Raw genomic sequence first — 13,998 nt, forward strand, 5'->3', positions numbered from 1 at the left:
GTTAGGCTGAATACCCCCAGTATATCCAAAATAAGTTAACCAACATGTACATACATACTTACATAATTGATACATTTGCAGGACACCAGGCAGGCAAGCGCTTACCAGTTACATATAATGAATTAAAAACTAATCATTTAACTGAACCCCTTTGGAAAAAACGAATTTCAATAAGCATCCGGAAGTAGTTATTCAGAACATGCAAGGATACCAGGGATGGGAGAATATAACAACAGCCCTTCTGCAACAGCTACGTACCCTCCCCGGCCGCAAGGTCATTTGCATAGATTGTTATCACGGGGTGTTTACCCGGGAAATTGAACAGGCTTTTGCGGGCATGGCCTGCATTACCGCCTCCTTCCGCAGTTGCGATGCCCTGCTGCCGGAAAACGTGCTGGATGAAAAAGTATACCCCTATGTAACCGATGACCCTGTTTTTGGCTATATCACCAGCCTGCAAATGGCCGACCTGTTTAATAAGCAAGCCGTTAAAGCCCTGCAGGAGAAGATCAAAGCGATACCCGAAGGCATTGTGCTGGTATATGGTACCGGCGCATCGGTGATAACGCCAGCCGCCGAGCTGCTGGTATATGCCGATATGCCCCGTTGGGAGATCCAGCTTCGCTTTAAAAGGGATGAAGTAGCCAACCTGGGCACTTCCAACTACACAGCCCCCTTCAGCTACCAGTATAAGCGGGCTTTTTTTGTCGACTGGCGGGTATGTGATAAGCACAAGGCCGGTCAGATGCAGCAGTGGGACTATGTGCTGGACACTACCATTGCCGGCACCCCTAAAATGATCACCGGTCCTGCATTCAGGCAGGCATTGCAGCAAACGAACAAGGGCCCCTTCCGGGTAGTACCCTTCTTTGATCCGGGTCCCTGGGGCGGACAATGGCTGAAAGAAAGTTTCGACCTGGAACGCACAGTGCCCAATTTTGCCTGGGGCTTTGATTGTGTGCCCGAAGAGAACAGCCTGCTGTTCCGTTTTGATAACCTGCAATTTGAAACACCCTCTCTTAATCTTGTATTTTTCCAGCCGGCAGCCTTGCTGGGCGATAAGGTGTATGAAGCATTCGGGCCTGAATTCCCCATCCGCTTTGATTTCCTGGATACCATGGAAGGCGGCAACCTGAGCTTACAGGTGCACCCGCTGAAAGCCTATATACGCGATAAATTTGGCATGGCCTATACGCAGGACGAAAGCTATTATTTCCTGCAAGCCAAAGAAGGCGCTTTTGTATACCTCGGCTTAAAGGAAAAGGTAGTACCGGAGAAGATGTTGCAGGCGCTGGAAACTGCACAAGAAGAAGGCGGGGAATTTGATGCCGATGAATATGTAGAAAAATGGACGGTAAAACAACATGACCATGTATTGATCCCTGCCGGTACCGTACATTGTTCCGGCGCCAATAGTGTGGTACTGGAGATCAGCGCCACCCCTTATATTTTCACCTTTAAGTTGTGGGACTGGGGCCGCATGGGACTGGATGGCAAACCCCGGCCCATATCACTGGAGCATGGAAAGAATTCTATCCAGTGGGACCGTACCACCAACTGGACCCGGAAAAATATCATTAATCATATTGAGCCCATCGCTGCCGGTGATGGATGGAAAGAAGAACGTACCGGCCTGCACAAAGAATCTTTCATTGAAACAAGGAGGCATTGGTTTACCAAAACAGTCACCCACCATACCAATGGCAGTGTGAATGTATTAAACCTGGTACAAGGGAGGGAAGCGATTGTGGAAAGCCCTACAGGCGCTTTTGCTCCTTTTGTTGTTCACTATGCCGAAACATTTATTGTACCGGCAGCCATAGATACTTATACCATACGGCCCTGGGGAGAAGGAGCAGGTACTGAGTGCGCCACGGTCAAAGCCTATGTACGCCCCGAAAACCTGATTGATTACCGGATCAACTAATAACTAACGATGCACAAAAAAGGATTGCAATACGTATATCGCTGTACTTATGTAGCCGCTGTTGGCGGGTTACTATTTGGGTATGATACTGCAGTGATATCAGGAGCCATAGGATTTATTACCGACAAATACACTTTATCACCTGCACAAACAGGATGGATAGCCTCCTGCGCCCTGATCGGGTGTGTGATCGGCGCCATGCTGGCCGGGCCGGTGAGTGATGCCATTGGCCGTAAAAAAGTATTGGTGTTCAGTGCCGTGGCTTTTGCGGTATCCTCGCTGGGTATTCTGGTGCCCTGGGGTCTGAGCGCTTTTGTATTGTTCCGTCTTATCGGCGGTATCGGCATTGGGATTGCCTCCATGATAGCGCCGTTGTACATTTCAGAATTAGCGCCGGCCGCCATACGCGGCAGGCTGGTATCTATTTACCAGATGGGTATCGTATGTGGTATATTAACGGTGTATTTTGTGAATGCGGGCATTGCCGGACTGCATACAGCCGAATGGAATATTGACACAGGCTGGCGCTGGATGTTTGGCAGTGGCCTGCTGCCTTCTATATTATTTCTTGTGCTGCTTATCATCGTACCCGAAAGCCCGCGCTGGCTGGCTGGCCGCGAACGGTTATTGGAAGCAGGTACGATATTGGACAGGATCAACGGCGCCGCCAAAGCAAAAGAGGAATTACAGGCCATACGTGATGACCTTTCCACGAAAGAAAACAATTTTGCCGACCTGCTATCGCCTGCTATGCGCAAGCGTTTACTGATCGGCATTATACTGGCTATCTTCTCGCAGGTGACCGGCATGAATGCCATCCTGTATTATGCACCGGAGATCTTCAAGTCTACCGGCGATGGTGCTTCTTCTGCCATGCTGCAAACCGTCCTGATCGGTATTATTAATTTATTGTTCACACTGGTCGCTATCCGTTATGCCGACCAGTGGGGCCGACGCAAACTATTATTGATCGGCTCGGGTGGCATGGCCCTGTGCCTGGCCATTATAGGCACTGTGTTTTATTACAAGGCGGTAGGCAGTTACCTGATATTGGTAGCCATCCTTGCTTACATCGCCTGCTTTGCGGTATCACTGGGGCCGATGACATTTGTAGTAGTATCAGAAATATTTCCTACAGCGATGCGGGGCAAGGCGATGAGTGTATGCATATTCTTCCTGTGGGCGGCCGTATACCTCGTTTCCCAAACCTTCCCTATGCTGCAGGCAGCTATCGGTGAAGCCCCTACCTTCTGGATCTACATGAGCATGTCGGTACTATGCTATGTATTTGTATGGAAGATGGTGCCCGAAACAAAAGGGAAAACACTGGAAGAGATTGGCGCCTCCCTGAAGCAATAGTTAGCTACACATCATCAGCGTAGTTACAGGGCCAACTCAAATAACGATTAACCATTATCATGGCAGTCAAAACAGTAGTGGGGGTGGATGTCGGCGGCTCGCATGTAACAGCCTGCCGGGCCGACCTGCATACGATGACAATTATACCAGGCAGTACCTGCCGTTATACCATAAACCCGGCAGCCTCTCCGGAGGAGATACTGGACGTGTTGTCGCTCACGGTCCGGGAAAGCCTTGCTCATGCTACAACTGCTGAGCTTTACCTGGGGATGGCTATGCCCGGGCCTTTTGATTACGAGCAGGGCATTAGCTATATCAATGGACTGGGAAAATATGAGTCGCTGTATGGATTGAATGTAAAGACGATGCTGGCAGAGCGGCTGAACATCGTCCCTGCACAGATCAGGATGATGAATGATGCTACGGCTTTCCTGCTGGGAGAAGTATGCGATAATGAAGTATTGCGCCGCCAGCGGGTAGCCGGTATTACCTTGGGTACCGGACTGGGATCAGCCTGGTATCATAATGATCAGACTTATCCGGGAGCCTTGTATAAATTACCTTACCTCGATGGCATGGCAGAGGACTATATTTCCACCCGGTGGTTCCTGCAGCAATACAGCGGTACGGTGAGCGGCGTTCGGGAACTGGCCGGCAAGTATTCCACAGAGTCCGAAGTTCGCGACCTGTTTACCACATTTGGTGAACACCTCGCCAACATATTATTACTACAATTCCCACCGGGCAGCCAGGATGTATTGATCATTGGCGGCAATATTGCCCGTGCCTGGCACCTGTTCATTCCGCCCATGCAGGCTTTATTGGAAAGCAATGGTTCTACCATGCAGGTATTGCCGGCGCAAAAAGGAGAACAGGCGCCTGTATTGGGAGCTGCAGCGCTTTGGCAATAATCTTCGCTATTGTAGTTTTATAGTGATAATCTCTTTCGCTGGTAATACAAACCCGTTTTGCAGGGTGGTGATGTCTTCTTCCAGCAGATTGCTTTTCGTGATCACTACCGGCTCTTGCTTTCTTTTGATGGTAACGGGACTGTCTTTATCGCCGCTGTTGATGAGGTGAACCAGTATGCCTTTGCCATCATAGCAGGGCTTGATCCCTTCTACATACACATTGGCGCCCTCTACTTCAAACAAGGAGCCGGCTGAAGCCTTACCCTGTGCCGGCGCTGCTATCAACGGGCGATGGTTTTCCATACCGGTACGGTTGGCCTGGAAAGTATTGAACTGCTCATGCACCGTGAAGTAATAGCGGAAGGTGGCCGGGCCTTCCTGGTCGGCGCGGAAGTTGGTATGCCACAGGTTATTCATGACCCAGGAGTACAGATGCGACGAGGGATTGGTATATTTCATCCACAAGGGTGAAAACCTGAGTCCTCCCAGCAAGCCTCCTGTAGTAATGCTGCCTATTTCAAACAAGGGCGCATCAAGGCTGGATAAGGTAACGCCATAATCGGCATTGGAAATATCCACCCAGCGTTGCATGGTATACCAGTTACGGTTGGAGTGAATGAGCTGATCGGCTTCCGCTTCCACACTGCCCCAGGGAATATTATAACGAACCTGCGGGCGCTCTACCTGAAAGGGGAAAGCAAAATGAACAGCTTCCTTGGAACGGATCGCTTTCTTATCTACCGTATTGATCACCTCTACCCTGTCAATGCCATTGATCAACCTGATCTCCGACTCCAGCTTGTTGGCGCCCGGAGCATCGGCTGTTACCAGCAGGCTTATTAACACAGGCCCCTGCTCTTTGACGGTGATCTTTGCATTGCGTGCAGTGACCTGCTTATCTACAGAATCACCGGGCAGATAGATGTACTTGTTAAATCCCACACCATCTACCAGTTTCCTGTTGCTATTCTTTTTCTCTATGCCGGCAATGGTACCGGTGGCAGGGTCCATCACTATTTTGTATAAGCTGTTCTCCATAAGAGCAGGAGACGCAGATAAGGTAGTGACGTGTGTCCCTTTGCCTTTTTGAATGGTATACCTGCTTTTCCCCAATGCCGGAATAGCTGCTGCCACAAATACCAGCTCACCGGTTGATAATCTTTGAGCAAGTATCTGTTCTCCCTTTTCATTAACGACAATATCTCCGGCTTTGCTCATCGCCGCAGGCACCGTTACCAGATCAGTACGTGGCCATGATAAAGTATTGAACACGTCAATGCTATGACCAATAGCTTTTCCTTCCAATGCCTTGCGCATCAGTGCATCGGTTTGCTTTTGTGCATCGAGCGCAAATGCCTGCTTGATCCGCCATTGCTCCTTTACCTTGGGATCATCGGGCTCGCCAATGCTGTTGTGCGCGCCCCAGGTATGCTCACTGAAGAGCAGCAGGTTTTTCCAGGCAGTCCGGAAATCATTGCCGGGATAAGCAGGTTTGTTCTTAATAGCCCAGATAGCATCAACCTGTTGCAGCTTATCGGAAGTGACCCTGTTGATACCGGTTTCCCGGGCGCCGGAGCCAAGGCCATCTGTCCAGTACTCCGTATAATCGCCGGAAAGCTCCGGTATGCTGCTTTGATACTTTTGCTCAAAAGCAGTAAAGAATTGTTGCGTGGTGGTGGTCACCAGCTTCGGGGATGCATACTTTTCATTCCATGCTTTTACCGCATCGGGCAGTTCCGGATCGATCGGCGCATTATCGCTCATAGCCCAGGTAAGGATGGTCATATCATATGGAAAGGCTTTTTGCTCCAGGCCCGACAGATAATTAAATAAGTACGGATTAAGAAAGTTCTCGGAGGGTTTACCGGTATAATAGGGCTTTGGATCTTCTACTGTAAAAAAGTTAGGGATCTTACTTCCTTTCAAAGCATAACCTATGGAATAGGGCTGGCATTGCCAGAACAACATTTTATGTTTGCCCGAAGGAGCCACCAGGTAAAACGGTTTATCCTGCCACTGTGCCAGGTAACCGATGCGGTCAGAAGCATTGGGACCGGAAAGAAAATATCGGATGCCCGTTTGCTCAGCCTGCGTAGCCAGTCCCCAGGAAGAACCGGGTACATCGCCCTGGAACAAAGTATTAATGGTAATACCCTGCAGCCTGGCTTCTTTGGTGGCATCATAAAACATCTGCATTAACTGGCGTGAGTCGGTAACACTGGTATTGATATTACCATAAGCCCCATCCAGGCCTATCCATCCTTTGCGTACAGCTTCCCAAAATGCTTTCTTCTTTGTTTCATTGGCCTGCTGGAGGTAATTATCTACTACCCACATGGCTTCAGTATTCCATTTATAGCGGGCCTCTGCAGGATACTCCTGCGTTTTGGCAGCCAGCGCAATGGCCTCATCAATATTATCCATGTGCAGCTTCAGCACTTTAGGTTGTACATTGGTATAACCTACATCTACGTGCGAATGCGGCAGTACATAAACAGTCCATTTGCGGGAAGGGGACACCATACAGCGCGCCTGGTAGGTTTGTCTGCCGGCCTGTACCGTAACAGTCGCCTGTACGTCTTTGGTAACAGGAGGGCCGGGCAGGGGCACTTCAAATACTTCCAGCCCGTCTTTGGAGGCGGGGATGATCACTTGTTCGGTAAGTCCGTTAAAAGAAACAGTAAGGACGGTTTCGGCAAAACATTTACCATTTTTAAACAGCAACCTGGCCATGCGGCATTCCTTTCCCTGGTACTTCAGGTAGGCAGCTACGGGCTGCAGTTCAACAGCCGTAAAGGCCGGAGCAGGAGAAGTCTGCCGGGCAACAGCTGCAGCAGATATCAATAAAGCAATCAGTATTAAGTATTTACGAGTCATAGCATCAATATGTACAAACATACTAACATTATACTGCAAAACAAATAAATTGTTTTCTGTTATTTCAGATAGATTTGCCGGGAGAATAAGGTAATCCCTCCTAAATATTACCTGGCGCTACTATTATGAAGTTTAGTCTCAATCACAAAAGCCACGTTCCGCTTCACATACAGGCAGAAGAACTATTACGCAACCTTATCCAAAAGGAAGAGTACCAGGATGGCAAATTGCTGCCCAACGAAGTGGATTTGTCCAAACAACTGGCTATCTCCCGCACTACACTCCGGCAGGCGATCAATAAACTGGTATATGAAGGCCTGCTGACACGCAAGAAAGGCGTGGGTACCCGGGTAGCAGAGGGAACTGTGAGCTCCCGGTCGATGAACTGGCTTAGTTTCTCCCAGGAAATGGAAGCCCGCGGCATTGCCATCCGGAATTATGAACTGAACCTGAGCTGGATATTCCCGGATGAAAAGCTGGCCAACTTTTTCGAGATCAGTACGGATAAGAAGATACTTAAGCTGGAAAGGCTGCGGGGCAAACAGGAATGGCCCTTCGTATTTTTTGTATCCTATTTCCATCCGCGTATCGGGCTTACGGGGGAAGAAGATTTCCGGCGCCCGCTGTACGAGATCTTCGAGAAAGACCACTCTGTGATCGCCACCCTCAGCAAGGAAGAGATCAGCGCCACGGCGGCAGACCCTTTTATAGCCAGTAAGCTGGATGTAGACAAGAACAGCCCTATCCTGCTGCGCAAACGCTATGTTTTTGACCAGGGCGACCGCCCGATCGAATACAATATTGGCTATTACCGGGCTGATAGTTTCGTATATACTGTGGAGAGCAGGCGTTAACCTTTGTTCGCTTATTTTTGCGGCAAAGAATTCACTATCAGCAGCAGGGGTACACATATTCTGGCCAATCCGATCGAATACCTGAAGGGGGTAGGCCCTCAACGGGCCGAGCTATTGCAGAAAGAACTGGGGATCTTTACATTCAAAGACCTGCTGGAACATTTTCCCTATCGCCATATTGATAAAACGAAGGTAAACCTGATCCGGGAGATCGGTCCGCAAACCGACTTTATCCAGATCGCGGGCCGCATTACCAGCATGGGCATAATGGGGGAAAAACGGAGTAAAAGACTGGTAGCAGAGATCAAAGACAGTTCCGGCACGCTGGAGCTGACCTGGTTCCAGGGCATCACCTGGGTGGAAAAGATGCTCACGATAGGGCAATCTTACCAGGTATTTGGCAAGGTGAGCTTTTTCCAGGGAATGCCGCAGATGACCCACCCGGAAATTGAAGCCCTGACAGATGAGAAAGCTACCGGCAGGAATTTGCTGGAACCGGTATACTCCACTACCGAGAAGCTGAAAGCAAGGGGACTGGGCGCCCGGCAAATGGCCAAGCTCACCCAGGCCCTGTTTATGCACCTCAACGAAAAAGAGCTGCCGGAGAACCTGCCCGACTATATTTTACAACAGTTGCAACTGGTGCCCCGCTACCGGGCCCTCTCGCATATCCACTTCCCGCCCTCCCAGGAAGCCTGGCAACAGGCGGTAAACAGGCTGAAATTTGAAGAGTTTTTCATTGCCCAGTTACGGATGCACCTGGTGAAAGCAAAGCGGCACCGCTATTCGCGGGGCGTAGTATTTGGGCAGGTTGGCGATATTTTCAACACTTTTTACGAAAAATACCTGCCTTTTGAGCTCACCGGAGCGCAAAAGCGGGTGATCAAGGAGATCCGGAAGGATACCGGCAGCGGCAAACAAATGAACCGGCTGCTGCAGGGGGATGTAGGCAGTGGCAAAACGATCGTGGCCCTGCTGATAATGCTGCTGGCAGCCGACAATGGCTACCAAAGCTGCCTGATGGCACCGACCGAAATATTGGCGCGGCAGCATTTTGCCGGCCTCACCAAATTGCTGAAAGACCTGCCGGTGAATATCCGCATCCTCACCGGCGCTACCAAGGCGGCAGAACGGCGGGAGATCCTGAAGAAGCTGGAAGCAGGCGAGATACAAATGCTGGTGGGCACCCATGCCGTAATAGAAGATACCGTACAGTTTAAGAACCTAGGCATGGCCATCGTGGATGAGCAACACCGCTTTGGCGTAGCCCAAAGAGCTAAATTATGGAATAAGGCGCCCGTACCTCCCCATATCCTGGTAATGACTGCCACCCCTATTCCGCGCACGCTGGCCATGACGGCTTATGGCGACCTGGATTATAGCGTTATGGACGAGCTGCCGCCCAACCGGAAACCCATTTTAACCGTACATCGTTATGAGACAGCGCGCAGTCAGGTCATGGGCTTTATAAAAGCCGAGATCCAACAGGGCCGGCAGGCCTATATCGTGTTTCCCCTGATCGAGGAATCGGAGAAACTGGATTATGAAAACCTGATGAAGGGCTACGAAAATGTGAAGGCGTATTTTCCCGAACCAAAGTACTGGATGAGCATGGTGCATGGCCGGCAAACGAATGAGGTGCGGGAAACAAATATGCAACGTTTTAAAAACCATGACACTCAGATCATGGTAGCCACCACCGTAATTGAAGTAGGCGTAGATGTGCCCAATGCCAGTGTGATGGTGATCGAGAATGCAGAGAAATTCGGTTTATCCCAATTGCATCAGTTACGCGGACGTGTAGGGAGGGGCGCTGAAAAGAGTTTTTGCATATTATTAACAAGCGCCAAACTCAACAATGACGCGCGTGAACGGTTAAAGACGATGTGTGAAACAACCGATGGGTTTAAAGTGGCGGAAAAAGACTTAGAATTGCGTGGACCGGGAGATATTGAAGGTACCCGGCAGAGTGGTGTACTGAATTTCAAGCTGGCCAATATTTTGCAGGACAGGCAATGGCTGGAAGCAGCCCGGGAAATAGCAGAAAAGATCGCCGAAAATGATCCAGACCTTAGTTCGGCAGAAAATTTGCGGCTCAGGGAGTACCTGCAGTCATTACAGGGAAAAACAGCATGGAGCAAGATTTCGTAACTTGTACAGAGACCCAACAACCAATCTATAGTATCCGGTATCCATGAAAAAGAACGCTACTCTTTAATAGCTCCATAATCAACTGTTTATTCTGCTTAAAAAAGGAATTAAATCCCCTTGTTGCCAATAAGAACGAGGAAAGACTGACGTTATATATTAGTAATTTGTAAAAAATAAATCTTTGGGTAGGAAAAGTTTAATAGTTACCGTGCTCCTTATTGCTGTCACCCTACAACTTTCCGCACAGAGTGGCGCATCTTCCTTTGAATTTACAGAAAATAGAGGCCAGTGGGACAAGCAGGTCAGGTTCAGGGGTGAGGCCGGCGCAGGCGCTTTCTTTCTTCAAAAAAACGGCTTTACCGTAGTTCAGCACAATGGCAATGACCTGAACAATTTCTTTCACCGGCACCATGAAGCAGACAACCGGATCAACCGGCCCGACAGAGGGCCTCATGCACAGCCGGGACAGCCACCTGCTCCCCAACCGGGTGTTGTTCGCTCCCATGCCTACCGGGTACAGTTTGTAGGCGCCGATGAGAACAGTGTGGTGATGCCCGACAAACAGGTGCAAACCAATACCAGCTATTTTATCGGTAATGATCCTTCCAAATGGGCTGTTAATGTACCCGTGTACCAGGCCATCGTATACAAGAATATCTATCCCAATATTGATATCCGCTATTATTCCGAATACGGCCGGTTGAAGTATGACCTCATTGTACATCCCGGTGGGGATGTCAGCAATATCGCCATGAAGTATGAAGGTGCGGATAAGCTCTCCGTAAAGAACAATGAGCTGGTGATCAAAACATCGGTAGGCGACCTGAAGGAATTGTATCCTTATTCTTACACGTTCGACATGACCAACGGTAAGAAGGAAGTGACCTGTAATTATGAACTGGTGGATAAGAATACCGTGAAGTTCAGGGTGGCCAATTATTCCAAAACCAGTACCCTGGTGATTGACCCTACCCTGGTATGGTGTTCCTTTACCGGAAGTCCCGCCAATCAGTATGGTTATACGGCTACACCTGGCCCTGATGGCTCCCTGTATTCGGGCGGTATTGTTTTTGGCAGTGGCTTCCCTACTACACCCGGCGCTTATCAAACCGGTTATGTGGGCGGTGATGATGTGCATGACCTGGGCGGTATTGATATGGGCATCTTCAAATTTACACCCAATGGCCGGCGTGCCTATGCCACTTACCTGGGCGGCAACAGGAACGACTATCCGCACAGCCTTATCTGTGACGGACAGGGCAACCTGATCGTGATGGGCAAAACCTATTCTTCCAACTGGCCGGGCACCCTGAAAGGATCAGGCGGCGCATCGGATATTGCCCTGGCCAAGTTAAATGCCAATGGTACGGCGCTCATCGGCGCTTTGCGGATTGGCGGCAGTGCAGATGATGGCGTAAACATCAGCAACCAGATCGAAAGCGGCGGCTCGCAAAAATCTACCGTACGCTTTTATGGCGATGATTCCCGCAGTGAAGTGATATTGGATGCCGCCAACAATATTTATGTAGCGGCACAAACATCGTCAGGCAACTTCCCGGCAACAGCCGGCGCTTTCCAGACCACCGCAGGGGGCGCACAGGACGGCGTTGTTATTAAAGTCAATCCCGCCTGTAATGATGTATTATGGGCCAGTTTCCTGGGCGGACAGGGAGATGATGGCGCTTTTGTACTGGCATTGAACCCTTCCAATAATGAACTGTTTGTAGCCGGGGCTACTACCAGCGGCACCAACTTTCCCCCGGCCAGCAAACCGGGCGTTTACCAGGATAGTTACCAGGGAGGCGTAGCAGACGGTTATGTATCGCGTATATCCAATAATGGCAGCACGATCCTGAATACCACCTTTCTCGGCACCAATCTTTTTGATGCCATATATGGCATCCGCTTCGACAAGAACGCCATCCCTTATGTGATGGGGGTAACAGAGGGAAGCTGGCCGGTAGTGAATGCTGCTTACAAGGTAGATAACTCAAAACAGTTTGTTGCCAAGCTGAAGCCAGACCTCTCCGGTTTCATCTATTCCACTGTTTTTGGCAATGGTTCGGCCAGGCCCAATATATCGCCGGTCGCATTCCTGGTAGACCGTTGCGAGAATGTATATATCTCTGGTTGGGGTGGCTGGCTGGAGCCGGGGCCTGATCCCTATAATATGGGTGGCATCGGCAATATGCCCCTGACAGCAGATGCGATCAAGCGCACTACGGATAACCGTGATTTTTACTTTATCGTGATCAAGCGGGATGCTACGGAACTATTATACGGTACTTATTTTGGTCAAAGTGGCGGCGAGGGAGAACATGTGGATGGCGGCACCAGCCGGTACGATGCGCAGGGTGTTATTTACCAGGCTATTTGCGCCAACTGTTTTGGTTCGCAGGAATATCCTATTACCCAATCCTTCCCTACTACACCGGGTGTATGGGCCGAAAGGAATGGAAGCCCGCAGTGTAACCTCGCAGCCGTTAAGATCGCTTTCAACTTTGCCGGGGTGGCGGCAGGTCCTAAAGCCTTTTTCAATAACCTGCCCGATACAGTAGGCTGTGTACCTTTCACCCTTCAGTTCAGGGATACCGTGCGCAATGCCAAAAGCTATGAATGGGATTTCGATGGGGATGGCGTTACCGACCGCACAACGACCAATGTGGAAGAAACGTTTACTTTTAATGCAATTGGCACCTACCGGGTGCGGCTGATCGCGATTGACCCTGCTACCTGTAACCAACGGGATACCGCCTATATTACCATCCGGGTAAGAGATGACCCGGCGGATATTAATTTTGAGGTGGAAAAAGATGGCCCCTGTGAATCATTGGGCTTCAACTTCAAGAACACCTCCACTCCCCCTGCGGGCAAGCCATTTGGCCCCACCAGTTTTGCCTGGGATTTTGGTGATGGTACGCCCATTGTGCCTACCAATACCGACCCGGTTAAGCATTATTACACAGCGCCGGGCACTTATCCCGTGCGGCTGATCCTGCTGGACACCAATTATTGTAATGGCGGCGACTGGAAACAGATCAATTTAGGTGTGGTAGCCAATGTAGAGGCAAGGGTGGAAACACCTTCCATGGGCTGTGCACCGTATGAGGCATTTTTCAATAATACCTCTCTGGGCGGGCACGATTATCTCTGGGATTTTGGTGATGGTACTACCTCCACAGAGATGAGCCCTACGCACCTGTATAATAATATCGGTACTTACAACATCACGCTCACCGTGACCGATACCAACACCTGTAATAAAACAGATTCCTATACATTCACCTTAACGGTGAATACCAAGCCAACAGCCGCGTTCAGCATCACCCCCACCGTACCGGAAGTGAATAAACCTACTACTTTCCTGAACCAGTCTATCGGCGGTACCGAATACCATTGGTTCTTTGGAGATGGGGATTCCACCAGGACCACCACGATGGAAAATGTAGTATACCAGTACAATGCAACCGGTACTTATACCGCCCTGCTGATCACCTTTAACCAGTTTGGCTGTACAGATACAGCCAGGCATACCGTGGAAGCGTTGATTGATCCGTTGCTGGATGTACCCAATGCCTTTACGCCGGGCCGGGGCAACAGGGCCAGTATTGTGAAAGTGGTAGGATTTGGTATTCAGAAGATGACCTGGCGTATTTATAACCGCTGGGGGCAGAAGGTATTTGAAACCACGAACCGGAATACCGGCTGGGATGGCACTTTCCAGGGCAAGCTACAGCCGATGGATGTTTATACCTATACATTGGATGTGGTGTTTACAGATGGCAGGCCATTGCGGAAAACGGGTGATATTACATTGATCCGGTAACCGGACTTAAAAGCTGATTAAAACCAACCGATATACCGGTTATAAACGTATATTACTTAAGCGTGAATCTGTGAGCCATTCAGTCATCGCAAT

At 49.8% G+C, this 13,998-nt stretch carries 7 protein-coding genes; 6 read left to right on the plus strand and 1 reads right to left on the minus strand.

Going from position 1 to position 13,998, the window contains the following annotated elements:
- The first annotated feature begins 151 nt into the window (after window positions 1-151).
- From HB364_RS00400 to HB364_RS00410, 3 genes are read left to right on the plus strand one after another with little or no spacing between them, the layout of a single operon-like run.
- On the plus strand, window positions 152-1,927 hold the full coding sequence (locus HB364_RS00400) for a class I mannose-6-phosphate isomerase (RefSeq protein ID WP_167285930.1): 1,776 nt from the start codon (window positions 152-154) through the stop codon (window positions 1,925-1,927).
- A gap of 9 nt (window positions 1,928-1,936) precedes the next feature.
- Window positions 1,937-3,286, plus strand: a complete 1,350-nt coding sequence (locus HB364_RS00405) for a sugar porter family MFS transporter (RefSeq protein ID WP_167285931.1) — start codon at window positions 1,937-1,939, stop codon at window positions 3,284-3,286.
- Window positions 3,287-3,345: 59 nt separating this feature from the next.
- The gene (locus HB364_RS00410) at window positions 3,346-4,197 is read left to right on the plus strand and encodes an ROK family protein (protein ID WP_167285932.1); all 852 of its coding nucleotides are present in this window, start codon (window positions 3,346-3,348) and stop codon (window positions 4,195-4,197) included.
- A gap of 6 nt (window positions 4,198-4,203) precedes the next feature.
- Here the strand turns inward: HB364_RS00410 and HB364_RS00415 are convergent, their stop codons facing one another.
- Window positions 4,204-7,074, minus strand: coding sequence for a glycoside hydrolase family 38 C-terminal domain-containing protein (locus HB364_RS00415; protein ID WP_246228257.1), 2,871 nt, complete (start codon window positions 7,072-7,074; stop codon window positions 4,204-4,206).
- Between the two features lie 125 nt (window positions 7,075-7,199).
- Between HB364_RS00415 and HB364_RS00420 the strand changes: the two genes are divergently transcribed.
- The 3 genes from HB364_RS00420 (at window position 7,200) to HB364_RS00430 (ending at window position 13,905) form a co-directional block, all read left to right on the plus strand.
- Entirely contained in the window at window positions 7,200-7,928 is a 729-nt protein-coding gene (locus HB364_RS00420; RefSeq protein WP_167285934.1) for a GntR family transcriptional regulator, read from the plus strand.
- A 3-nt stretch (window positions 7,929-7,931) separates the two neighbouring features.
- Window positions 7,932-10,079, plus strand: a complete 2,148-nt coding sequence (gene recG / locus HB364_RS00425) for an ATP-dependent DNA helicase RecG (protein ID WP_262889741.1) — start codon at window positions 7,932-7,934, stop codon at window positions 10,077-10,079.
- A 181-nt stretch (window positions 10,080-10,260) separates the two neighbouring features.
- The gene (locus HB364_RS00430; RefSeq protein ID WP_246228259.1) at window positions 10,261-13,905 is read left to right on the plus strand and encodes a DUF7948 domain-containing protein; all 3,645 of its coding nucleotides are present in this window, start codon (window positions 10,261-10,263) and stop codon (window positions 13,903-13,905) included.
- Window positions 13,906-13,998: the final 93 nt, after the last annotated feature.

Origin of the sequence: Paraflavitalea devenefica, from assembly GCF_011759375.1 — a bacterium.
Lineage (GTDB): Bacteria > Bacteroidota > Bacteroidia > Chitinophagales > Chitinophagaceae > Paraflavitalea > Paraflavitalea devenefica.

Excerpts from the sequence above, each read along its gene's own strand:
- HB364_RS00405 (WP_167285931.1), top strand. The coding sequence starts at position 1,937 with ATGCACAAAAAAGGATTGCAATACGTATATCGCTGTACTTATGTAGCC.
- HB364_RS00410 (WP_167285932.1), top strand. The coding sequence starts at position 3,346 with ATGGCAGTCAAAACAGTAGTGGGGGTGGATGTCGGCGGCTCGCATGTA.
- HB364_RS00415 (WP_246228257.1), bottom strand. The coding sequence starts at position 7,074 with ATGACTCGTAAATACTTAATACTGATTGCTTTATTGATATCTGCTGCA.
- HB364_RS00420 (WP_167285934.1), top strand. The coding sequence starts at position 7,200 with ATGAAGTTTAGTCTCAATCACAAAAGCCACGTTCCGCTTCACATACAG.